This is a genomic window from Vibrio nigripulchritudo ATCC 27043 (genome assembly GCF_000222685.1).
In the GTDB taxonomy this organism is placed as follows: Bacteria; Pseudomonadota; Gammaproteobacteria; order Enterobacterales; family Vibrionaceae; genus Vibrio; species Vibrio nigripulchritudo.
The window spans coordinates 18,850-42,050 of the sequence record NZ_AFWJ01000035.1 but is presented as its reverse complement, the minus strand read 5'-3'; the positions used below and the strand labels follow the sequence as shown (position 1 = coordinate 42,050).

Sequence of the window (23,201 nt, the reverse complement as noted above, 5' to 3'; positions counted from 1 at the left end):
TTGCTTATAAATCAACACGACTCCAGGTTCTTAAGCAAGGCATGACCGTAGTCCGTATTGGCTGTGACCGTAGCAATACGTTGTGATTGGTCATATTTGATCTCAATATCTAAATCTGGAGAAGGCAATAGCCCCTCTCCTTTTTCCGGCCACTCAACTAAACAGATCGCATCAGGAGTAAAATAGTCACGAATTCCCATGAATTCTAGCTCTTCAGGATCAGCCAGACGATACAAATCGAAATGATAAACTTGCCACTCGTCCAACTGATACGGCTCTACTAGAGTGTAAGTAGGGCTTTTTACATTGCCAGTATGTCCCAGTGAGCGAATAAAACCACGACTGAATGTGGTTTTTCCTGCACCAAGATCGCCGTGCAAGTAAATGGTGGTTTGCTGGTGACATGCTTTCGCGACAAGTTGTCCAAATTCAACGGTGGCGTTTTCATCAATGAGAGTGAAGTGTTTCATGTTCATTTGTTGCATGTTCCAGTGCCGATCAACGACTATATAAAATTCAAAAGAAACCGAATAGTAAACCGTGTTGGTTTTGAGAGACAAGATCTTATCTGTTAGGAAAAGACAAAAAATTCACCTTTGAAGGCGAATCTTGTGAAAAGCTCGCTTTAATGCTCGTGGCGACAGAGATCCTTTCCTTAATTTGAGACAATCAAGATAAACATTAGTTACGCGAAAAGGAGTTCTTTTTGTCATTTGAATCAGTTAGAATCGTCGCCCATTTTTCACGCTGTCGGCGCTAAGAATCACTCCAAAGCTATGGATTACTCCGAACTTGCCATAAAAATTAAGCAGTGGGCAACCGAGCTTGGTTTTCAGAAAGTCGGCATCTGCGATGTTGATTTGTCTGAGCATGAAAAGTCACTTCAAGACTGGCTCGATGCTGGCTACCACGGAGAAATGGACTGGATGGCACGCCACGGAATGATGCGTGCTCGTCCCGCTGAACTGCTGCCTGGCACAGTCAGAGCCATCAGCGCCCGGATGAACTACCTTCCACCAGATGCACAGTTTGCCAGTAATTTAGAAGACTCCACTCAAGGCTATATTAGCCGGTACGCCTTAGGGCGTGACTATCACAAGCTCGTTCGCAACCAGTTAAAGAAACTAGGTCAGAGAATCGAAGCGGAAGTGGGGCAATTTGGTTACCGACCCTTTGTAGATTCTGCCCCAATTCTGGAACGCCCCATCGCGCAAAAAGCCGGACTGGGCTGGACAGGAAAACACTCTTTGATACTGGATGAAGGTTCGGGCTCATGGTTTTTTTTAGGTGAACTGCTGATCGACCTCCCCTTGCCCGTAGATGAACCTTCAACCGATCAGTGCGGAACCTGTAAAGCTTGCATTACCTCCTGTCCCACAGGTGCTATTGTCAGCGAAGGTGTCATTGATTCCAGGCTCTGTATTTCTTACTTAACCATAGAGTTAAGTGGAAAAATCCCTGTAGAGCTTCGTTCAAAGATGGGGAACAGAATATACGGCTGTGATGACTGCCAATTGGTTTGCCCGTGGAATCGTGAAGCAGATATTACCGACCAGAAAGATTTTCACCGACGTGATGCTTTTGGCTCGGCAGACTTGCTTACTCTGATGTCTTGGACAGAAGAAGAATTTCTAAAAAAGATGGAAGGCTCAGCTATCCGACGCATCGGGCACATTCAATGGATGAGAAATGTGGCTGTTGCAATGGGAAATGCTCCCTTTTCTCAGGATATCGTCTATGCTCTTGAGGGTCGCTTAGGAATTGACGACAACCTGGATGACCACATTGAATGGGCAATTGAGACACAAATTTCCAAAACGCCCGTAAAAGACCGGAAAAAGGAAAGACTTATCCGAATAATCCAGAAAGGTTTACCAAGAGACGCTTAACCTTTGGCAAGCATTTGTGGTGCACTGTGTACAACCCTCTGTAATTAAAAGTTCAAAATCTGAGACGAATTTTGTACCTATAATTTGATGTAATTCTCAAAAAGTGCTCTATGTGGAAAAAAGCGAATTTGGTAGCACAGATAGCTGGAGAAAGAAAAGTTAAACACAGATACAATAAATGACGAGGATCAAAAAAACACGAGTTAATGATCTTAATGCTTACATATCGAAAGTTAAGAAATCACCCCGCAAGCCTTGATATACATAGACTTACACTGTTTTCATATTTATCCGTGACAAACAGAACAAAAGAAAGATCCTTGCCACCTTCCCCGATCATTTCGAATAAAACAATTTATCAACCAAGTTATCCACAGATATCACTTTGTGGATAAGTCTGTTAGCGAAATTGTAAACACGCACCAGATTCCGCTCTGCACTTATCTATGGCAGTGGAAAACTGAGCGTTAATAGACGCGGTATCTGTATGTATTATGAAAACGAAAAAAACACCCGACTGGGTGGTTATTTTTATTTCTTTTTGGGGTAATGCTTCTCAGCATTAAATAAAGAGCGGTTGATGCATCTTCACATCATTCCCTATCGGGAGAAGTGTCATTGTTAAGCACAATGAAAGCTTTTGTCTTTTTTTGAATAGAGATTGGAGCGACACACGAGGTTCGAACTCGTGACCTCAACCTTGGCAAGGTTGCGCTCTACCAACTGAGCTAGTGTCGCATCTTGTCATCGTAAAGTACGATGAAGGCTATTTTCTCTGTTCGTAAAGAACTGGAGCGACACACGAGGTTCGAACTCGTGACCTCAACCTTGGCAAGGTTGCGCTCTACCAACTGAGCTAGTGTCGCATGACTTATCGCTATCGCAATAAATCTTAATTTGGTTGCGGGGGCCGGATTTGAACCGACGACCTTCGGGTTATGAGCCCGACGAGCTACCAAGCTGCTCCACCCCGCGTCCGTATTCATCATTCAAAGCATGATGAGAGCTTATTCAACTGGAGCGACACACGAGGTTCGAACTCGTGACCTCAACCTTGGCAAGGTTGCGCTCTACCAACTGAGCTAGTGTCGCATTCACAACGTTTCCGTCGTTTAGGGCTGCGAATTATAAGAGCATTTTTTTGTGATGCAAGTCCTTCCCTCAAAAAAATTAAATTTTTTGTCAGTTTGCCGAAAAAAGAAACAAAACCAATCAGATTCGCTCAGCCCTTAAGCGAATCGGTTGTTTGGCTGCATTTTAAATGCGGATAAAACTGCGTATTGCCCAAAGACTTACCATTGGACAATAAGAGGAGGGACCTTAAATACTAAATACGTGCTGACGATAAAACTTCAGCTCAGCAATGGACTCACGAATGTCATCGAGTGCAAGGTGGCTACCTGTTTTAGAGAACTGACTAAGCACTTCTGGCTGCCAACGACGTGTCAGTTCTTTGATGGTACTGACATCAATATAACGGTAGTGGAAATATGCCTCCAGCTCAGGCATGAACTCGTATAAGAAGCGTCTGTCCTGCCCAACACTGTTACCACAGATCGGAGATTTACCTTCCGGCACCCACTGTTTCAGGAACTCGATGGTTTGATCAATCGCCTGTTGCTCTGTCACCGTGCTCTCTTTTACACGAGCAACTAAGCCACTGCCTGTATGAGTTGTGGTGCACCACTCATCCATTTTGGCTAACTCTTCTTCTGGTTGGTGAATGGCCAGAACGGGTCCTTCAGCGAGAATATTGAGCTCACTATCGGTAACAATAGTAGCGATTTCAATGATCTTATGGGTTTCAGGGTCTAACCCTGTCATCTCTAGATCGATCCAAATTAAGTTCTGATCGCTGAACGACATAGATGAATTGCCTATTTTGTTGATAAAAGAGGTATCATACCCACCTATTTTGGAATTCCAACCAAAGAAGTTGATAATCCGTGGCAAAAAAGAAAAAGCTCACAAAAGGTCAAGTACGACGCGTTCGTCACAACCAAAAAAAGCGATTAACCCAAGAAGACACTGTTCAATGGGAAGAGTCCATGCTTGGTGCAACCAAAGCAGGGCTAGTCATCACTCGGTTCGGTCAACACGCCGATATTGAAGACAATGATACTGGCGAGATCCATCGCTGCAATTTACGACGTGGTATAGAAAGCTTAGTCTCTGGTGACAAAGTTATCTGGCGCTCTGGTCACGAAGCCATGGCGGGTATCTCTGGCGTTGTTGAAGCTGTGGAACCACGCACATCTGTTTTGACCCGCCCGGATTATTACGATGGCTTAAAACCTGTCGCTGCCAACGTCGACCAAATGGTCATCGTTTCATCGGTATTGCCTGAGCTCTCTCTTAATATCATAGACCGTTATTTGGTTGCCTCGGAAACCCTGAGCATTGCACCACTCATTGTGCTAAACAAAATCGACCTTCTCGATAACGAGCAACGCGAAACGTATCGTACCTGGCTCACTGAATATGAAAAAATAGGCTATCAGGTGATGCTGGTCAGTAAGGAATCTGGCGAAGGTGTTGAAGAGCTGCAAGCCTTACTTAAAGATCGGATTAATATCTTTGTGGGACAATCCGGTGTCGGCAAATCCAGTTTAGTCAATGCTCTGATGCCGGAAGTCGAAGCCGAAGAAGGTGCGGTGTCTGAAAACTCTGGGCTTGGACAACACACGACAACGGCTGCCAGGTTGTACCACTTCCCGAAAGGGGGCGACTTAATCGACTCTCCTGGAGTGCGTGAATTTGGTTTGTGGCACCTGGAGCCGGATGAAGTCACTGAAGCATTTGTGGAGTTCCGACCTTTCCTTGGTGGCTGTAAGTTCCGTGACTGCAAGCATACCGACGACCCGGGGTGCATCATCCGAGAAGCGGTAGAGCGCGGTGATATCAGCGAAGTTCGTTTTGAAAATTACCATCGCATTATCGAAAGCATGCAAGAAAACAAAGCGAACCGTCAGTACTCTCGGAATAAGAAAGCGGACCTTTAACCTTCATCCCAACGACCATTGCCGCAAAATTGTGGCAAAACGTTAGAGGGACTTGTAAAGAAGCTGACAACGGTAGTGAGATTCAGTAACATCTCGCGCCGACTTGTTGAACAATTTGGAATCAATTGTGTTAGATAAAATTAAAGTGAGTCTCCAGTACTGGATTCCACAACATGGATTGACGCGTCTTGTTGGTAAACTGGCAAGCGCAAAAGCGGGCAGTTTGACCACGGCTGTGATTCGTTGGTTTATCAAGCAGTACAAAGTCAACATGGACGAAGCATTGTACTCCGACCCTGCTTACTTCAAAACATTTAACGAATTTTTCGTACGTGAGCTGAAAGAAGGCGCACGCCCAATAGCAGAAGGTGAGCATGTTATTTCTCACCCTGCCGACGCTTGTGTTAGTCAGTTTGGCCCCATCACGGATGGTCAGCTGATTCAGGCAAAAGGTCACAACTATTCAGCTCAGGAGCTGCTTGGCGGCAGTGAAGCGCTGGCGGAAGAATTCAAAGATGGCGAGTTCGCGACGCTGTACTTGTCGCCGCGTGACTACCACCGTGTTCATATGCCATGTGATGGCACACTACGTAAAATGATTTATGTGCCGGGCGACCTGTTCTCCGTAAACCCACTGACCGCAGAGAATGTGCCTAATCTGTTCGCTCGTAACGAACGTGTAGTGTGTATTTTTGATACCGAGTTTGGTCCTGTGGCTCAGGTTCTGGTTGGTGCCACTATTGTTGGTAGCATTGAACTCATTTGGGCAGGAACCGTCACTCCTCCTCGTGGAAACACCGTTTACACATGGGATTACCCTGCTGAAGGTGATAAATCCGTTGTGCTGAAAAAAGGCGAAGAGATGGGTCGATTTAAACTTGGTTCGACCGTAATCAACCTGTTTGCAAAAGACAGCATCCAGTTTGATGAGAGCATGCAGCTCAACGCGCCAACAGTTATGGGTACGCCTTACGCCCACAAAGCAGAAGCTTAAATCGCTTTCCCCGAAATTGGAAAGGCAGCTCAATGAGCTGCCTTTTTGTTTTTGATAAAAACAAACTTCTATTCGATAGTCTCCCACGGCTTCTCAAACTACCGACACGATCTTAGTACGCGAATTCGTCTTGTCTTATGCTAGTTCCCAGTGAGAAAGTTGGCGAGAAAAGCATGGTTCCTAAAAACACTTCGGTGATTATAAAGCTGGCGATAAGCTTCGCTCTTCCTATTCTTGTATTACTGATTCCCGCCGATGCCATCCCCATCGAAGATCTCACTTTAATTCAGCATCGTTTACTCGCCATCTTTTTGCTCGCTGCACTCTTATGGGTACTGGAACCTGTCCCTGTATTCGCAACTTCAATACTGATCATCGCACTCGAACTGGTGATGTTGTCAGACAAAGGGCTACACCTTTTCCGAAATCCACCACCTGGGCATGAATTGGGAGAGCTACTGACTTACACCGATATATTGGGCGCTTTCTCCTCCCCTATCATCATTCTATTTATGGGCGGATTCGCTTTAGCCATTGCAGCGTCCAAATACGATTTGGATAACAATCTGGCCCGAGTGTTGCTCAAACCGTTTGGGCACCAACCCAGATTTATCATGCTGGGTCTGATGCTGATAACCGCTGTTTTCTCTATGTTTATGTCCAATACGGCGACAACAGTAATGATGCTGGCATTGCTTGGTCCTATTGTGGCATCAGCTCCAAAGGGAGATACCGGCGTCAAGGCACTTGTACTTTGCATCCCTATCGCTGCCAATACAGGAGGCATAGCAACTCCGATTGGAACGCCGCCTAACGCCATTGCTTTGCAGTATCTGACTGGCGACAACAGTATCGATTTCCTTTCTTGGATGACGATGGGACTCCCGTTTGTTCTCATCCAGCTCACCATTGCATGGTTTCTTCTACAAAAACTGTTCCCCGCTTCCCAAGAAAGCATGACATTGAAACTGGGTGGCACGTTTAAACGTGGCTGGCGCGCCATCGTAGTTTACATCACTTTCGCCATCACCATTCTCCTATGGATGACAACAAAGCTGCACGGCATGAACACCTATGTCGTTTCAGTTATTCCTCTCGCGGTATTCACCTTAACGGGCATCATGGGAAAGGCAGAGCTGAAACAGATCAATTGGGACGTACTCTGGCTGGTTGCCGGAGGGATAGCGATTGGTATCGCACTGGACAAAACCGGGCTTGCCAGCGCCTTAGCACACGCCATTGATTACGATGCGCTTTCTCCAACCGCAGTGGTGCTAACTCTGTCTATAGTTTGTTGGTTGATGGCAAATTTCATGTCGAATACCGCAACGGCTAACTTGCTGATGCCAATCGCTGCCGCCATCGGGGCATCCATGCCGGCATTAGCTGAAATCGGCGGCTTGCAGGCTTTGCTTGTGGTGGTCGCGTTTTCTGCCTCTCTGGGCATGATTCTTCCCGTTTCAACACCACCGAATTCTCTCGCTTATTCCACAGGGCTGGTCGAGAGCCGGGACATGGCGAAAACAGGTCTTATCATGGGTATAATTGGCTTAGGCATCGTGTACGTAGCGATGTGGCTATTGAACTGATCTTTTCACGGAGCTCAATAATGATCATCATTGCACATCGCGGTGTGCGCGCAACACACCCGGAAAACACTTTAGCCGCTTTTCAGGCGGCACTAGACAGTGGTGCCCCCGCAATCGAACTGGATATCCATGAACAGGACGGCGAACTTTGGGTGATCCACGATAAATGGTTGAACCGAACCACCAATGGCATTGGACTACTGAAATGGTTTGATAAAAGCAGCCTGCAAAAACTGGACGCTGGTAACGGAGAAGTGATTCCGACTCTCAAGCAAGTCATGGATCTTATACAGGGTCAGTGCGCACTGAATATCGAAGTAAAAGGCATCGATAATTTAGAGCAGCTTTATTCTCACTTGGATTTAGCGTTATCTGATTACGGATTTCAGGAAGAGCAACTGATCGTCTCTTCTTTCAACCATGACTGGCTAGCACAAATCAAACGCTCTCGTCCCCAAACCTTGATTGGCGCACTGACTGGGTCTAAAGGCACAGACAAAGCAAAATTTGCCCAACGGCTCAAAGCCGATTCCGTCAATATTGACCTCGACGTCATCGATCAGGATTTTGTGCAAGACGCCAAGTTGCGCGGGTTAGCGGTTTATGTGTACACCGTAAACCAACTCGAAGACTGGCAATGGCTGTCTGAAATTGGAGTGGATGGCGTCTTCTGCGACTGCCCGTCCGAAGCCATTGAACATTACCCTCAACCTTCTCATTTCCGTTGGAAATAAGTGTAGTTGTTGCTAAGGAAATCAGGCATAGTGAAAACCTTGTAACCACCTGATTTTTTTAAGCGCGATGACTTACGAATGGCTGGCACTGGCTGCCGCATTTCTATGGGCAATTTCCAGCATTATCTCAGTTACCCCAGCAAGACACCTGGGGTCATTCTCCTATAGCCGCTGGCGTATGGGCTGCACTTCCGCCATTCTGATTGTAATGGCGCTTTTTACTGGTGGATGGAGCACCATTACCAGCGACCATATTCTGCCTATGGCGTTGTCGGGATTGGTTGGCATCTTCATCGGCGATACCGCTCTGTTCGCCTGTATGAATCGCATGGGTCCACGCCAGGCAGGATTGCTGTTTTCCTGTCACGCGGTATTTTCTGCCATTCTGGGTTACTGGATCTTCAGTGAAACCTTATCTGGTATCGAGCTTATTGGTTCAGTACTGGTTTTTTCTGGTGTTATGACTGCTATTTTCTTTGGCAAGAAGAAACAAGGTCAGCACGAGTGGGAAGCGGTACAAGGCAGCATTGCTATCGGTATCGGATTAGGTTTGCTCGCGGCACTTTGTCAGGCGCTGGGTGGAATTATTGCCAAACCCGTGATGCAAGGTGATATCGACCCTGTTGCCGCGTCTGCTATTCGCATGATTGCTGCTTTTCTTGCTCATTGCGCGTTCCGAATGACTGGGGCGAAACTTTCTCGCCCGATTAAGCCCATCAACTTACGCATTCTGTGGATCTGTGCCGTGAACGGCTTCCTTGCCATGGCGGTTGGGATGACTTTGATCCTTTACGCATTAAGAGATGGAAACGTTGGTATGGTGGCTCTGCTGTCATCGACTACCCCTATCATGGTGCTGCCTCTGCTTTGGATTTATACCCGACAGCGCCCTAACCCTTATGCATGGATAGGCGCGATATTGGCGGTAGTAGGAACCGGAATTCTTGTGTCATGAGTCCCGAACTTAATAACGATATTGAGAACCATTTGCATTCATAAAAAAGAGGCGATATAGTGATTTCGTCTGCTTGCGAGAACACGACCTCAATCCCAGACCTTGAATCCTCCTAAGCCCTGGCAATGGGGCACTCAAAGCTTCCTACTTTGATAGTCATTGCCACAACAGGTGAGTTAGATACTTGTTTCAACGTAAGTACTATTTAATTCATTTACCTGTGCTTAGAAAACATTGTGATAAACAAAAACCACCTAACGGTGGTTTTTGTTTTTGTGTGTTTGAATATTCACGCCCGAGGAAACGGAAAAGCGGTGACCTCGTCAATGTGTGAAGCACCCAGTGCCAGCATGACTAAGCGATCAATACCCAATGCCACACCAGCACACTGAGGCAAGCCAGACTTCAACGCTTCAATTAAATGGTGATCAATCGGCTGCGGCTCTAATCCCATGGTTTCGCGCTGTGCGTTATCCCGCTCAAACCGTGCCAACTGCTCTTTCGGGTTATCCAGCTCATGGAAACCGTTAGCCAGTTCAATGCCTTTAAAATAGACCTCAAACCGATCAGCAACCCGCGGATCCGTTGCGTTGATTTTCGCCAATGCCGCCTGAGAAGCGGGAAAGTCGTAAACAAACGCTGGCACTTCCTGACCAATTTTGGTTTCCACACCCATGCTAAACAACAACTGAAGCAAAGTGTCTCTGTCTTCTTCAGGCTCGGCGATATCACTTAAGCCCAGTTTCGCCGCAGCTTGCTTAAGTTCAGACATCTTGCCCTCTAGCGGACACACTCCCAGAGTATCAATAAACGCATTTTGATAAGTCATCCGCTCCGCTGACGCACAGCCCAGAGTGAGTTGCAGTAAGGCATCCATCTCATCCATTAAGTCGTGATGGTCGAAATCAACGCGATACCACTCCAGCATGGTGAATTCCGGGTTATGAAAACGCCCGTTTTCTTCATTCCGAAATGACTTACAAATCTGGTAAATCGACCCGCTTCCCGCGGCTAACAAGCGTTTCATGTGAAACTCGGGGCTGGTCATTAAGAAGAGTGCACTGCCGTCAGCATAACCCGGTCCGACAAACTGGGTCTTGAATGTATGCAGGTGAATATCCGTTACCGTCGCGTGGCTCATCGCTGGAGTGTCTACCTCCAATACACCTCTTTCATAAAAGAATGACCGGATTCGAGCAATCAATTCTGCACGTTGTTTTAGCTGGGAAAGTTGGGCAGTGGGTTGCCACTGATTCAAAGACATGGAGACTCTCTTATCATTTCATCTGACGCGCATTTTACCTTCTCTGAACCCGCTGTGTCAGCTTCTTCCCCAGAGTAGTTCTTAATAAGCAAAGGTGAATAGAAACGCACATTCAGTGACTGTAATCACACATTATGGAAATTCTATGCCCTTGTTTGCATTACCGAAGCAAAAGCCCGAATACATCAATTTTCCCCGCAATCCCCTCTCTTAATATACCCATAGGAATCAAGGTTTTTTATTGGATTGTTGGTCTTACTCGCCAGACCACTCTGGCTATGGATCAACAGATTTTCGCATGGACGGCTCGCAAAGGTGTGCGCTGTCGTTTTTGCATTTGTCGTTTCTTACCGGAGGTAACTGTGCAGACTATAACCACAGATATCGCAGTCATCGGCGCTGGCGGCGCTGGTCTTCGGACTGCCATTGCTGCTGCAGAAGCAAACCCAGAACTGGACATCGCTCTGATTTCCAAAGTCTATCCCATGCGTTCCCATACGGTTGCGGCGGAAGGGGGATCTGCCGCGGTCATCAAAGATGAAGACAGCTTAGACAATCATTTCAATGACACCGTCGGTGGAGGAGACTGGCTGTGTGAACAAGATGTGGTGGAGTATTTCGTTGAAAACGCCACACGTGAAATGATTCAGATGGAGCAATGGGGCTGTCCGTGGAGCCGAAAAGAAAACGGTGAAGTGAACGTGCGCCGTTTTGGCGGAATGAAGGTAGAACGTACGTGGTTCGCCGCGGATAAAACGGGCTTTCACATGCTTCATACTCTGTTCCAGACGTCTATAAAGTATTCAAACATCAATCGGTTCGATGAGTATTTCGTTGTTGATTTGATTGTTGATGAGGGGGAAGTTCAGGGCTTAGTCGCCATTCATATGTCGGAAGGCGAACTGGTCACCATTAAAGCCAAATCTGTCGTACTGGCGACTGGTGGCGCTGGTCGCGTTTATCACTGTAATACCAACGGCGGGATCGTAACAGGCGATGGTATGGCAATGGCGTATCGCCACGGTGTACCACTTCGCGATATGGAATTTGTGCAATACCACCCGACTGGTCTACCGGGCACCGGGATCCTGATGACGGAAGGCTGCCGGGGCGAAGGTGGCATCATCGTCAACAAAAACGGCTATCGTTACCTGCAAGATTACGGCATGGGACCGGAAACCCCAGTCGGACAACCTAAGAACAAATACATGGAGCTTGGTCCACGCGACAAAGTTTCCCAGGCGTTCTGGCATGAGCAGCAAAAAGGCAACACCATCAAACATCCGCTCGGCGATGTTGTTCATCTGGATTTACGCCATTTGGGCGAAGACTACCTGCAAGAGCGCCTGCCATTCATCTGCGAGCTGGCCAAAGCGTATGTGAATGTCGACCCAGCGAAAGAACCCATCCCAATCCGTCCAACCGTGCACTACACCATGGGTGGCATCGAAACCGACAAAGCTTGTGAAACCCGAATCAAAGGTCTGTTTGCTGTGGGGGAATGCGCATCCGTTGGGCTTCATGGTGCGAATCGCCTTGGCTCCAACTCATTAGCGGAGTTTGTGGTCTTTGGTCGTGTTGCTGGCGAAAACGCCGTCAAACGAGTATCTGAATTTAAAGGCTGGAATGACGATGCCATCGCAACGCAAAACCAGTTGGTTGAAGAACGGATTCAGGCACTGATGAGTCAGGAGGGCGATGAAAACTGGGCAGACATCCGAACCGAAATGGGTCATACCATGGAAGCGGGCTGTGGCATCTATCGCCAGGAAGATCTGATGCAAGCCACTATCGAGAAAATCACCGAACTCAAAGAGCGCTACAAACGCGTCAGCATCAAAGATAAAGGAAAAGTCTTCAATACCGATCTGCTGTATGCCATTGAAGTCGGTTACGGTTTGGAAGTAGCAGAAGCCATGGTGCATTCCGCGATCCTTCGTAAAGAATCTCGCGGTGCCCACCAGCGACTGGATGATGGCTGCACCGAGCGCGACGACGAACAGTTCCTGAAACATTCGCTGGCTTACTACCAGACGGATGCCTCACCAAGCATTCAGTACAGCGATGTCACCATCACCAAATCGCAGCCTAAAGCTCGCTTATATGGTGAAGCGGCAGAAAAAGCGGCAGCCGAAGAAGCCGCTAAAGCGGAAGAGGAGAAAGCATAATGTCAGCCAATCGCATTCAAAAAGTCGACATCTTGCGTTATGACCCTGAAAAAGACGCGGAACCGCATCTTCAAACCTTCGACGTGCCATTCGATGAAACCATGTCGGTGTTAGACACCCTTGGATACATCAAGGATCATCTGGATAAAGATCTCTCCTATCGCTGGTCCTGCCGTATGGCGATCTGTGGTTCCTGCGGCATCATGGTCAACGGAGTACCTAAACTGGCATGTAAGAGCTTTCTTCGCGAATACCCTGATGGCGTGACCATCGAACCACTGGCGAATTTCCCTATTGAAAAAGATCTGATTGTGGATATGACGCCGTTCATTGAACGTCTGGAAGCCATCAAGCCTTACATCATAGGAAACGATCGCAAGCCGGAAGACGGCACCAACCTACAAACCCCAGAACAAATGGCGAAGTACAAACAGTTCGCGGGATGCATCAACTGCGGGCTTTGCTACGCAGCCTGCCCACAATTTGGCTTAAACCCCGAATTTATGGGACCAGCGGCTCTGACCCTAGCGCATCGCTACAACTTAGACAGCCGTGACAATGGCAAGGCTGAACGCATGGGGTTGATCAACGGGCAGAATGGCGCATGGGGCTGTACCTTTGTAGGTTACTGCTCGGATGTTTGCCCTAAAAACGTCGACCCGGCAGCCGCAGTCAATCAGGGCAAAGTCGCCTCTTCCATGGACTTTGTGATTGCCATGCTAAAACCCAGTGATTCACCAGTGAAAGAGGAGGCGTAACCATGAGTAACCGCAAACCTTATGTACGCGAAGTAAAGCGAACCTGGTGGAAGAATCACCCTTTCTACCGTTTTTACATGATGCGGGAAGCCACCATTCTGCCTTTGGTTTTGTTCACGGTCTTTCTGACATTTGGGCTGGGGGCTTTAGTCAAAGGTCCCGACGCCTGGCAAAGCTGGCTAGGTTTTATGGCAAACCCAGTTGTCATCGGCATTAATCTTGTCGCTCTGGCTGGCAGCCTGCTTCATGCTCAGACGTTTTTCAGCATGATGCCGCAAGTTATGCCCATTCGCTGGAAAGGTAAGCCTGTCGAGAAGAAACTGATTGTGATGAGTCAGTGGGCGGCTGTCGCTTTTATTTCCCTCATTGTTTTGATTGTGGTTTAAGGAGCGAATAATGAATACTCAATATCAAATCGATAAAACACCAAAGCGCTCTGATGAACCCATTTGGTGGGGGCTGTTTGGAGCAGGCGGGACATGGTTTGCAATGATCTCCCCGGTAACCATTCTCGTGCTGGGCATCCTAGCCCCTCTTGGTATTATTGATGCCGAAGCGCTGAGCTATGAAAGAGTGTCTGGTTTCGCCACCAGCCTGATTGGCGGTTTGTTTGTCATAGGCACCCTTGCACTACCAATGTGGCATGCCATGCACCGAGTTCATCATGGAATGCACGATCTGAAAATTCATACTGGTATAGCGGGAAAAATCGCCTGTTACGCTTTTGCAGGGCTAATCTCTGCTCTGGCTGTGATTTTTGTGTTCATGATTTAAGCCAAATATGAAAGGGAGTAATTCGCTCCCTTTCATAAATTAAGACATTAAAAAAGCCTTACAAATTGTTTAAGAATCGCACTACCTTTTCTTAAAACCTGTCTATATAATCCCCTCCGCTTATTTGCTTGCAGCTAAAAATGCAATACCCACAGTATTTAAACAAATCAAAATTCAGCTCGCCTCTGCACATAATGAGCTGAATTGAATATTTCACGGAAGAGCATAACGCATCCTGGCTTGACCAGAGTTTTACCTATTGCGCAGATTTCCATGGCGATCTGCACCAATTGAAACCTGGAGTGGCTGACACTTCGCAATCTTTAGTGAATGTATGTTTAAAAAAATTCTATTTCTTCCTGTGGTTATGTCCTTGTTGTTACAAGGGTGCAAAATAGAAGATGCCTCCGAGAGTAATCTGACGCCTTCGCAAACCAATACCCCATCGGGTGTGAACGTTTATTCCAGTATTGACCACTGTTCCAAAGTAGACGACATTCCAAATTGCTCTTTCCAGAAGGGCATTTACGTTCTGGCTATTGCGCCATCCATCACCACTGAACAGCATCAACGTGTGATTAATCAAGTTGAGAACTTTGTGAAATGGTCGCACAAAGATGTCCACGAGCGCTTCAACAATAAAACCGTTGTGATTGGTATTATGGCAGCAGAACCAACGGGTCAAAGCCAGGAAGATAAGTTTGCCTTGGCTTTGAGTCAGGCAACATCGCAGGTTCACGGCTTAGAGCTGGTATTCACCAACAAAGGAAAAGACGAGACTTTATCTCTGACCACTTATCAAAAGCTCATGCAGGTATTCGACTATTACGTGGATGGCAACAGCAACACACTGATCGGTAGTGAACTGAATGACGCCTATCAAAACTTCAAAACCAAGTTGACTACCTACAAACGCACTGCGGATCAACAAAGTTTTGAAGCACTATTCTTCAACGAGTGTAATTATGGCAATGGTCAGCTTAAAGCGGACCGTGCTCTAGGCACACCAACACCATGTATCAAGGATGGTACGCCTCATATTGGAGGCGTTGTGGACCATATTCACGGCAAAACTCAGGTAAATCTAAACCCAGGCGCTTTGCTTGGATTGATGTATGAATACAAGTTAGACCCTGACAACAATGAAGGCGGTGGTGAACTGGTTGGTAACCTAGGGACCACATTCATTAACCAAGGAAACATTGCTTCCGGATTTTATCCTGATGACGGATCCAAAATGTACGTTACTTGGGCAAACCCAGCATTCAGACCGCTGAATCAATATCTGAATAAATATTTCTTTATCAACAAATAACAAATAGGCCTTCCTGAACTGGAAGGCCTATTTTTTTATTCAATAAACGTCGATATTTCAGACAACGCTTTTTTGTGTGTGGCGTGTTTTGGAATGGTTGCGCCGTCCTCAGGGTAACCCACAACAATCAACATGTAAGGTCTGTCATTGCTGTTATCTCTGCCGCAAATTGAACTCAGGAAACTCATTGGCTTTGGCGTGTGGGTCAACGTTCCCAATCCCGCGTTGTGCAGAGCCTGAAGTAAAAAGCCCGTCGCAATGCCAACGGATTCGTGGACGTAATAATTAGTCTGACTGTCATCGTTGTCCATGCCTCCGCGCTTTTGCGAAAAGACGGCAATCAGCCACGGCGCTTTTTCTAAGTATGGTTTGTTGGCGTTGGTGCCCAAAGGTTTAAGGGCATCTAACCACTCTTGCCCTGCTCTGCCTTCATAGAAAGAGTGCTCCAATTCCTCTGCCGCAAGGCGAATTTTGGCTTTCGTTTCCTGACTGTTGATTGCTACAAAATGCCACGGCTGATGATTAGCGCCGCTTGGGGCACTTCCTGCTGCCAGAATACAATTCTCGATAATGGATTTGGGGACGGGGCGATCAGAGAACTGACGGATGGAATGTCGACGCTTGACCAGCTCGTAATTCTGCTCAGCCCGGTCGACCATTTCAGAGACCGGATACTCGATAAAATCTGTGAGTGGGAGTTGAGTGTCTTCAGACATAACGCTTCCTTGCTTTCATTATTGTCTGACTACTATAGCGAGAAAACGAGACAGTATTCGGGAAGAACTTTTTAGAGAAGACAGACTGAGAGCATCGTCTAGTTTTATTAACAGTACGATTCGGCGATTACAGAAAAAATAGGTCAATGCCAAAGCACTGACCTGTCAGATAAAAGCCTATTTAGTGGTCACTTGTTGAGCCTTATCCATCATCCCTAACGCACCAAATGCTGTAATCACATCCAGATTGCTGGTTAAGCCACTTTCATTGCTGCCACCAATGTAGTTCTGAGGCATTTCAACCTGGAAGTTTTGAAGGTTGTTGTACAGTACATTGGCCACATCACGATTCAGCTCCGCAAGGTACACTTCTCTGTTGGCACCTAATGCGGCGTACTTCGCTTTCAGAATTTGAGCTTCCGCATTACCCTTCTCTAGTATCGCCTTAGCTTCAAACTCCGCAGATAGTGAATTGGCTTTTTGAATCGCTAGGTTGGCTTCCGCAATTGCCAGTTCTTTCTCTTTTTCCACTTCTGCCAGACGTTTTTTCTTCTCAACTTCTACGATCTCACGTTCGGCAATCTGACGTGCAATCTCGACCTCTTTCTGCTGAGAGATGATCGCCAGTTCTTTCTGACGCTGAGCGTCCTGAACTTCACGTGTACGCTGGATCTCTTTTCTCAGCTGTTCCGTTTCAGCCTGAGCTTTAGAGGTCTCTTGTTCCTGAATCGCTCGAATTCTGTCTGCGACCAGACGCTTTTTGTCTGCCAATAATTGGTCTAGTTGGGTTTCCGGTTGAGGATCACCAATGGTTACCTGTGTTACCTGAATACCATATTGCTGCAACGGATTGTCTTGCCTGATTGGCTGACCATTAGCATCCCTTACCGGAACGGTTTTCCAGACCAGTTGCTGGGTACGTTGCAATTTATTGGCATCCGATTGCTCCATTCCGACAGGCGCCAAGTCAAGCTGCTCAACTTCGACCTGTTTTCGCTCAGTCAGGTAGATACCATCTCTAAGCTGATCACCCAGTTTCGATTTGAACTGGTTTAATCCCCCCTGAAAGAACTCTTCCCCTGTATATTGGGTCGCCGTAATCACGGTTACGTTTCGGGCATTTTTCACCAGCAATGCATCTATCAGATTGCTGTTATTGCGAAACTCTCGATGCATTTTGATTGCCGCTTCCGGATCGGTGCTGAGCTTGAATCGGAAGGTCACTGGTATTTCACCAATATAGGTATCGGCAAATCGCACCTGAACTGGGTCCAACCTTTGGTAGAAGTCCTCTCCTGTGTTGTTACCAAACGACACAGTGATCACCTGATCGTATTTGGTAATTTTTGAGAGAAATGGCATCCGAAAATGGATACCCGGTTGAGTGAACACATCCAGTTCACCTGTGATGTTATTCTGGTGAACGTATGTGTAACCAGCATCGGTCATTAACACCGAGCTATTGATTGTTAAGCCAAATGCCAGCAGGGGAACGCCGATTAGTGCACCTTTGATTCCCTTACGCATAGCGCTACGCTTTTCTTCAGCTTTCAGGCTTTCTCCTAGCATGTTTATCTCCGTTTGTTGTTATCAAGACAGTTAAATCGAGCAAAACAAAGTAGTGAACAGACTTGTTAACAACGAAACAAAATGTAACAGATAATTTACCAATATAAAAACCGAATAAATCTGCGTTATTTTATGGTTTTTGCGAATATTTAGAAGTAAATATAGAGATGGAATCAGGAAAGTAAAAATGCGCCACAAGGGCGCATTTTTCTTAAGAGGTATTGGAGTTTCTGTTAGTTATTTGCACATTCAAATGGACCAACGTATCGCCACTCTTTGCTTCGGTTATTTTGAGAAACATTTGCAGGTGGTAATTTGCCTTTACTCCAATGGTTCGCTTCGTATACATGCCCCATGAACAAGACATTCTCACCACTGTTGTATTGATGGTTCTGATTCCAGGTCTTAGGGTGAACGTCTTTCACATCCAATGTCCATGCTTCTGACGTAGCAGGAGTACCTGTTCTGGTCCACCATTTTGCTCGGTATACTTTGTTATTGAACAGTACTTTGTTACCGCCAACGTAAGTACGCCCTTTCTTCCATGCTGGGTACTTAGCTTGCTCTGCTTTCGATGCATTCAAACATTTATGAGCACTTTGAGATTCAAAAAATACCCAACCTTGAGTACTGCAAGCCCAAAGCTTACCGGTGTTTGCATCAAATGCGTTCTTTCCTGCGTCTGTCAGGTAACGACATTCCTGAGCGTCAGGTTTACCTGTAGTGGTGTCGAAAGACTGGAAAGCAGCAGCTTGTGTCGATAAGCCTAGAGTGGCGATCATTAGCACTGATCGTGCGGTGGTTGAGAATTTCATCGAGAGCCCCTTATTATTTGTGACATTAGTTCCAACTAATCGCCACGAATTCTAATGGTGCTCATCTTATATGCATATAAACTTAAGTTTATTTTATAAATAAAATGATAAATATATGAAAAAGCCGCTCACACTGGAGCGGCTTTGTAACAGTTTGTATCGGAAGTTGATTACTTCACTCGACCTACGTATTCGCCGCTACGAGTGTCAACTTTGATCACTTCACCAATAGCAATGAACAGAGGAACACGAACTACAGCACCAGTGACCAGTGTTGCTGGCTTACCACCCGTACCTTGAGTATCGCCTTTCAGACCTGGATCGGTTTCGGTTACTTCAAGCTCTACGAAGTTTGGTGGCGTTACCGCGATTGGGTTACCGTTCCAAAGCGTGATCATGCAAGTGTCGTTTTCTACTAACCACTTAGCGTTGTCGCCAACGGCTTTCAGATCCGCTGCGATCTGCTCGAATGACTCGCTGTTCATGAAGTGGTAGAACTCACCGTCGTTGTAAAGGTAGTCCAGATCGATGTCCATTACATCTGCTACTTCAACAGTGTCGCCTGACTTGAAAGTCTTTTCTAAAACTTTACCAGAAAGCAGCTTACGGATTTTTACGCGGTTGAATGCCTGACCTTTACCCGGCTTAACATACTCGTTTTCGAGAATGACACACGGCTCATTATCAAGCATAATTTTAAGACCGCCTTTAAATTCATTCGTGCTAACAGTAGCCATTTTTTCCTCTTACCATCTTCGAGTTCAATTTAATGCCGCACATCATAACCCGAAAAGCTGTTTCTGTTGAGCAAAACTGGCTCAAACAATTGGCGAATGCGATCTCCGATCCTCGCAAGTTGCTTCAAGCCGTTGAAATTGACCCAACTCCGTGGGAAAAAGGACTGGCTGCACGTGAACTCTTTGCCATGCGAGTGCCACAGAGCTTCGTTAATCGCATGGAAAAAGGCAATCCGAACGATCCTCTGCTCAGGCAGGTATTGCCTTTGATGGAAGAGTTTGAAATCCATAAAGGCTATTCCGCGGATCCTTTAGAAGAACAAGACAACGATCAACCGGGACTGCTGCACAAGTACAAATCCCGTGTATTGATGATCGTAAAGGGTGGCTGTGCGATCAACTGCCGATACTGTTTCCGCCGTCATTTTCCTTATCAGGACAACAAAGGATCCAAATCGGTTTGGGAACAAAACTTGGCTTACATTGCCGAGCGAGATGAAATCAATGAAGTGATCTTATCTGGAGGCGACCCCTTAATGGCGAAAGACAGCGAACTGGAATGGCTTGTCTCGCGAATTGAAGCTATCCCACACGTGAAAACACTACGTATCCACTCCCGGTTACCTGTGGTGATTCCGTCTCGTATTACCGATGAGCTTTGTTATCTGCTGCGTGGAAGCCGTTTAAATGTAGTAATGGTGACGCACATTAACCACGCAAATGAAATCGATGGTGAACTTGCAGCATACCTTGCCAAACTGAAACAGGCTGGGGTGATACTCCTCAACCAAAGCGTTCTGCTTAAAGGGGTCAACGATAATGCTGAAGCCCTGATCAAACTGAGCGAAACTCTGTTCAATGCGGGCGTGCTTCCCTACTACATCCACGTGTTAGATAAAGTGCAGGGCGCGGCGCATTTCTTCGTTTCGGATCAGGAAGCGAAAGTATTGATGTCTAAGTTGATAGAGGAAGTGTCTGGGTATCTGGTGCCAAAGCTCACCAGAGAAATTGGCGGGCGTAAAAGCAAAACACCGCTGGATCTGCATTTGGAATAAAGCCCCTGTCAGGCGCAGGAGCTTTGAAAAGCGTTCAACTTAGATAGCGAAGTTCACCAACGGGAAGCAAGGCAGGAACCCGTTATCCGCACAGTTGATCAAACCAATCTGCACACCTTCGATCTGCTTGGTTTTGTTGAATACACCAAGTTGAATGTTGGATTTTTCAGACAAACTCACCAGACCTACATCTGCCATAGTAAAGCCTTCCGAGTAGTTCACAGCACTAACGTTAACGCCTTTTACATCATTAGTCAGGTTCACGACACCGAAGTTCGCCCCTTTTGTACTGCCAGTGTTCCAGTTAAACAGACCTAAAGACAAACCTTTCATCTCTTTGTTTACTTTAGATGCGCCAAAGAACATACCTAGGTTTAAGCCTGTCGTGGTGTCGGTTTCCGACATCCCCAATACGGATACATCTACCCCTTTTACCGCGCTCACTTTTCCATGCAGAACCGAAAGACGGACACCGCCTACGGCATCGTTCGACGGTGCATTATAACCGTCCAGAGTAGAAAACATCGCGACAGAATCTTGAGCCATTGTCATCGGCGATACAAGCGCTGCGGTAACAGCAGCAACAGACATCAGTTTTTTCATTTGTTAAGTCTCCAAAGACTCAAAGGAACAGGAGCGCGAAATATAAGCGAGTTATATTGGTTGAGCAACACATGGATTTCCCTTGATTCGATTAAGATTTTCTATCATTTGACTGGCAAATATTTATTGTCGAATCCATAAAAACATTTCATCAACGGAAACGGTGACTTCTTCCTTTTTTAACCTAATATTCGCACCTTATTGAGGAGCGTATTACATGACAGAATTATCAAAATGGTTAGACTTGGGACCTTTTTCCTGGTGGGGGCTTCTTTGCTGCGCAATCTGTGGTTCGCTGATTGGGATTGAACGCCAAACTCGTGGAAAGCCCGTTGGAATACGAACATCCATCCTGATCATTTCCGGAACCTATTTTTTCATGTCGCTGGCAGTGCACCTTTCTCCAAACAGTTTGGATCAGGCTCGAGTGCTTGGTCAGATCATAACTGGAGTAGGATTTCTTGGTGCTGGCGTGATGATGACACTGGACGGCAAGATACACGGCGTAACCTCGGCGGCGATCATTTGGGTATTGGCGGCGCTAGGTTTAATGACAGGGTTAGGCTTTGGACAGCAGGCAATCATGGTGACCTTGCTGACTCTTTCTGTGCTACTTGGGGTCGATAAGCTGGAAAGCAGCTTTATGGGTTTAAGGCGGGGTGTCCACCAGTCCATTGGCAGACGCAATAAACGAGGATAGGCAAGCCAGTTCTAATGGCTGACAACCTGAATGATCTCTTTGGTTTCAGCACACTGAGCAATAAAGCGTGTTTTCACACTGCGCCACAAATGCAGATAACCATCAAACTTATGGACGGGAAGAATATCGAAGTGCCCGTCCAACTCACAATCCTGAGTGATACCTTCCGGTAAGCGGTAAGGCGTTAATGCCACTTCCATTTCTAATTGGCTGAGTAAGTGGTTCCCCTGCTCCATTGATTCACAAGGCATAAGCAAAATCCACTCACCATCACCAGACGCCGCCATAATATCGAATGAACGCAGCCTCTCGCTGACGATGCCTTGCACATGCGTTTTGACCTGGATAACGGATTCTTCAGACAGGTATTGCGTATCTTTTACAGTGTAGGCTGCCACAATTAGGTAGGGCAGCTCCCTTAGCTCGCTCAATCTGGCTTCTAAGCCTTTGATGTTCAGTAAGCCAGAATCGTCATCAATATGAATTCGCTTATCTTCGTAATCCTGAATCAAAGACCAGTTTTTACTGACTAGCAGCGTAACCACAAAGAGGTAAGAGACAAACCAAGTCACCAGCCAGTAATGCTTGCACCTCCACAGGTGGTAGATGTGCTGTTGCCAGGTTTGATCAATGTTTAAGTGCAGGCGTGTATTTTGAGAGGAATCGTTGATGGAACCAGACTTTTTGTAGGATAAAAGGCTGCTACGATTTTCCCCAGCATACGGGCTTATTTCGTATTCTCTATCCAAATCTCGCTTAATCTGATCCGCAAAAACATCCATTGCCAGAACCCCAGCCAGCCCACCATTTTTATAAACGGCTGCGCTCAGAGTCACCACTGACTTCCCGGTAAACAGGTCACGATACTCACCCGTAAAAGCGATATTACGACTGTTATTCGCCAATCCATATTTCATGGTATTGCGCCAGAATGGCCGGTATTTCAGTACTTCATCAAATGTATTGCTGGTGATGTTTCGTGCCAGCTCAGAAGGCGATGAAATGATGAACTGATCTTTAGAAATGAAATAGAACGAAGAAATCGCACCGTGCGTGTTAACCAGATAAGACATCACGTGAGCGCTGGGCAACCAGAAATGCGCATCTTGATACAGCGAGGTTCGCTCATCACACATATCAACAATGCCTGCAATGATGAAATCAGAATGGATGCCCGCTTCCGGTTCTCCTCCCAATGAACAGGTGGTGTCTTTTATCGAAGACTTCAGAGAGGCGGGGTACTGAGGCAAATTGAACTGAGACAGGGATGTCATTTCATATTCCACTGCCCGTAGCGTATTAGACAACTCCTTCAACGTCGCTGAAACGTGCTTTTTCTCTGCTGCAAACTCTTCAGATGCTTCGTTAAGAGCATCCACCACTAAGAGAAGCAGAAACAAGCCAAACAAAGCCGTCACGCCTAGCAAAGAGCGCTTAATGGGAAATGAGTGATTATGGCTCACCGAGTTAACCTAGCTGTTTATTTTTATGTCCCTAACATACCAGAACAATATGCGACATACAGCGATTTTTTAGCCTAGATTAGCGAAGAGTTATTAAATGA

22 protein-coding genes and 4 tRNA genes are annotated in these 23,201 nt (G+C 46.5%); 13 read left to right on the top strand and 13 right to left on the bottom strand.

Features of this window, described 5'->3' with window-relative positions; translation table 11 throughout:
- Positions 1–11 precede the first annotated feature (11 nt).
- Complete coding sequence (gene tsaE, locus RH89_RS04935; RefSeq protein ID WP_004399855.1) at positions 12–476, bottom strand: tRNA (adenosine(37)-N6)-threonylcarbamoyltransferase complex ATPase subunit type 1 TsaE; 465 nt, start codon at positions 474–476, stop codon at positions 12–14.
- 300 nt (positions 477–776) lie between these two features.
- On the opposite strand from tsaE, the gene queG reads away from it, so the two are divergent.
- On the top strand, positions 777–1,889 hold the full coding sequence (queG, locus tag RH89_RS04930; RefSeq protein WP_004399854.1) for a tRNA epoxyqueuosine(34) reductase QueG: 1,113 nt from the start codon (positions 777–779) through the stop codon (positions 1,887–1,889).
- Positions 1,890–2,551: 662 nt separating this feature from the next.
- Here the strand turns inward: queG and RH89_RS04925 are convergent.
- The 5 genes from RH89_RS04925 to orn form a co-directional block, all read right to left on the bottom strand.
- Positions 2,552–2,627: transfer RNA gene (locus RH89_RS04925), tRNA-Gly, on the bottom strand.
- A 52-nt stretch (positions 2,628–2,679) separates the two neighbouring features.
- Positions 2,680–2,755 (bottom strand) — tRNA-Gly (locus RH89_RS04920).
- A gap of 32 nt (positions 2,756–2,787) precedes the next feature.
- Positions 2,788–2,864 (bottom strand) — tRNA-Met (locus RH89_RS04915).
- Positions 2,865–2,905: 41 nt separating this feature from the next.
- Positions 2,906–2,981 (bottom strand) — tRNA-Gly (locus tag RH89_RS04910).
- A 228-nt stretch (positions 2,982–3,209) separates the two neighbouring features.
- Complete coding sequence (gene orn, locus RH89_RS04905) at positions 3,210–3,755, bottom strand: oligoribonuclease (protein WP_004399853.1); 546 nt, start codon at positions 3,753–3,755, stop codon at positions 3,210–3,212.
- 80 nt (positions 3,756–3,835) lie between these two features.
- On the opposite strand from orn, the gene rsgA reads away from it, so the two are divergent.
- From rsgA to RH89_RS04880, 5 genes are all read left to right on the top strand, one after another.
- Positions 3,836–4,891 carry a small ribosomal subunit biogenesis GTPase RsgA gene (gene rsgA / locus RH89_RS04900; RefSeq protein WP_004399852.1) on the top strand — a complete coding sequence of 352 codons (1,056 nt, stop codon included), beginning with the start codon at positions 3,836–3,838 and terminating at the stop codon, positions 4,889–4,891.
- A 127-nt stretch (positions 4,892–5,018) separates the two neighbouring features.
- Positions 5,019–5,885, top strand: coding sequence for an archaetidylserine decarboxylase (gene asd, locus RH89_RS04895; protein ID WP_004399851.1), 867 nt, complete (start codon positions 5,019–5,021; stop codon positions 5,883–5,885).
- 173 nt (positions 5,886–6,058) lie between these two features.
- Positions 6,059–7,474, top strand: coding sequence for an SLC13 family permease (locus RH89_RS04890; RefSeq protein WP_038145007.1), 1,416 nt, complete (start codon positions 6,059–6,061; stop codon positions 7,472–7,474).
- A gap of 20 nt (positions 7,475–7,494) precedes the next feature.
- Positions 7,495–8,208 (top strand): glycerophosphodiester phosphodiesterase, encoded by a 714-nt coding sequence (locus RH89_RS04885; protein ID WP_004399849.1) that lies wholly within the window; start codon positions 7,495–7,497, stop codon positions 8,206–8,208.
- A 67-nt stretch (positions 8,209–8,275) separates the two neighbouring features.
- Entirely contained in the window at positions 8,276–9,163 is an 888-nt protein-coding gene (locus RH89_RS04880) for a DMT family transporter (RefSeq protein WP_004399848.1), read from the top strand.
- Positions 9,164–9,452: 289 nt separating this feature from the next.
- Here RH89_RS04880 and epmA read toward each other — a convergent pair whose 3' ends face one another.
- The gene (epmA, locus tag RH89_RS04875; protein ID WP_004399847.1) at positions 9,453–10,427 is read right to left on the bottom strand and encodes an elongation factor P--(R)-beta-lysine ligase; all 975 of its coding nucleotides are present in this window, start codon (positions 10,425–10,427) and stop codon (positions 9,453–9,455) included.
- Between the two features lie 362 nt (positions 10,428–10,789).
- Between epmA and frdA the strand changes: the two genes are divergently transcribed.
- From frdA to RH89_RS04850, 5 genes are all read left to right on the top strand, one after another.
- Positions 10,790–12,595, top strand: coding sequence for a fumarate reductase (quinol) flavoprotein subunit (gene frdA / locus RH89_RS04870; protein ID WP_004399846.1), 1,806 nt, complete (start codon positions 10,790–10,792; stop codon positions 12,593–12,595).
- Positions 12,595–13,353: a succinate dehydrogenase/fumarate reductase iron-sulfur subunit gene (locus tag RH89_RS04865; protein ID WP_004399845.1), complete on the top strand. Its 759-nt coding sequence runs from the start codon at positions 12,595–12,597 to the stop codon at positions 13,351–13,353. Before frdA ends, RH89_RS04865 begins: the two co-directional genes overlap by 1 nt.
- 2 nt (positions 13,354–13,355) lie before the next feature.
- A complete protein-coding gene (gene frdC / locus RH89_RS04860; RefSeq protein ID WP_004399844.1) occupies positions 13,356–13,739 on the top strand; it encodes a fumarate reductase subunit FrdC in 384 nt (127 codons plus the stop codon).
- Between the two features lie 10 nt (positions 13,740–13,749).
- On the top strand, positions 13,750–14,127 hold the full coding sequence (gene frdD, locus RH89_RS04855; protein ID WP_004399843.1) for a fumarate reductase subunit FrdD: 378 nt from the start codon (positions 13,750–13,752) through the stop codon (positions 14,125–14,127).
- A 334-nt stretch (positions 14,128–14,461) separates the two neighbouring features.
- Positions 14,462–15,442 (top strand): hypothetical protein, encoded by a 981-nt coding sequence (locus RH89_RS04850; protein WP_004399842.1) that lies wholly within the window; start codon positions 14,462–14,464, stop codon positions 15,440–15,442.
- A 35-nt stretch (positions 15,443–15,477) separates the two neighbouring features.
- On the opposite strand, the gene RH89_RS04845 is transcribed toward RH89_RS04850, so the two are convergent.
- The 4 genes from RH89_RS04845 to efp all read right to left on the bottom strand — a co-directional run bounded on the left by RH89_RS04845 (position 15,478) and on the right by efp (position 19,279).
- A complete protein-coding gene (locus tag RH89_RS04845; protein WP_004399841.1) occupies positions 15,478–16,158 on the bottom strand; it encodes a nitroreductase family protein in 681 nt (226 codons plus the stop codon).
- A gap of 177 nt (positions 16,159–16,335) precedes the next feature.
- Entirely contained in the window at positions 16,336–17,727 is a 1,392-nt protein-coding gene (locus tag RH89_RS04840; protein ID WP_004399840.1) for an SPFH domain-containing protein, read from the bottom strand.
- A 233-nt stretch (positions 17,728–17,960) separates the two neighbouring features.
- Positions 17,961–18,542 (bottom strand): carbohydrate-binding protein, encoded by a 582-nt coding sequence (locus RH89_RS04835; RefSeq protein WP_004399839.1) that lies wholly within the window; start codon positions 18,540–18,542, stop codon positions 17,961–17,963.
- A 170-nt stretch (positions 18,543–18,712) separates the two neighbouring features.
- Complete coding sequence (gene efp, locus RH89_RS04830) at positions 18,713–19,279, bottom strand: elongation factor P (protein WP_004399838.1); 567 nt, start codon at positions 19,277–19,279, stop codon at positions 18,713–18,715.
- A 32-nt stretch (positions 19,280–19,311) separates the two neighbouring features.
- Between efp and epmB the strand changes: the two genes are divergently transcribed.
- Positions 19,312–20,334 carry an EF-P beta-lysylation protein EpmB gene (gene epmB / locus RH89_RS04825; RefSeq protein WP_004399837.1) on the top strand — a complete coding sequence of 341 codons (1,023 nt, stop codon included), beginning with the start codon at positions 19,312–19,314 and terminating at the stop codon, positions 20,332–20,334.
- Between the two features lie 39 nt (positions 20,335–20,373).
- Here epmB and RH89_RS04820 read toward each other — a convergent pair whose 3' ends face one another.
- Positions 20,374–20,937: a VC2662 family protein gene (locus RH89_RS04820; RefSeq protein ID WP_004399836.1), complete on the bottom strand. Its 564-nt coding sequence runs from the start codon at positions 20,935–20,937 to the stop codon at positions 20,374–20,376.
- 217 nt (positions 20,938–21,154) lie between these two features.
- Between RH89_RS04820 and RH89_RS04815 the strand changes: the two genes are divergently transcribed.
- Positions 21,155–21,637 carry an MgtC/SapB family protein gene (locus RH89_RS04815; RefSeq protein WP_004399835.1) on the top strand — a complete coding sequence of 161 codons (483 nt, stop codon included), beginning with the start codon at positions 21,155–21,157 and terminating at the stop codon, positions 21,635–21,637.
- An 11-nt stretch (positions 21,638–21,648) separates the two neighbouring features.
- Here the strand turns inward: RH89_RS04815 and RH89_RS04810 are convergent, their stop codons facing one another.
- Complete coding sequence (locus tag RH89_RS04810; protein WP_004399834.1) at positions 21,649–23,100, bottom strand: PDC sensor domain-containing protein; 1,452 nt, start codon at positions 23,098–23,100, stop codon at positions 21,649–21,651.
- Positions 23,101–23,201 lie beyond the last annotated feature (101 nt).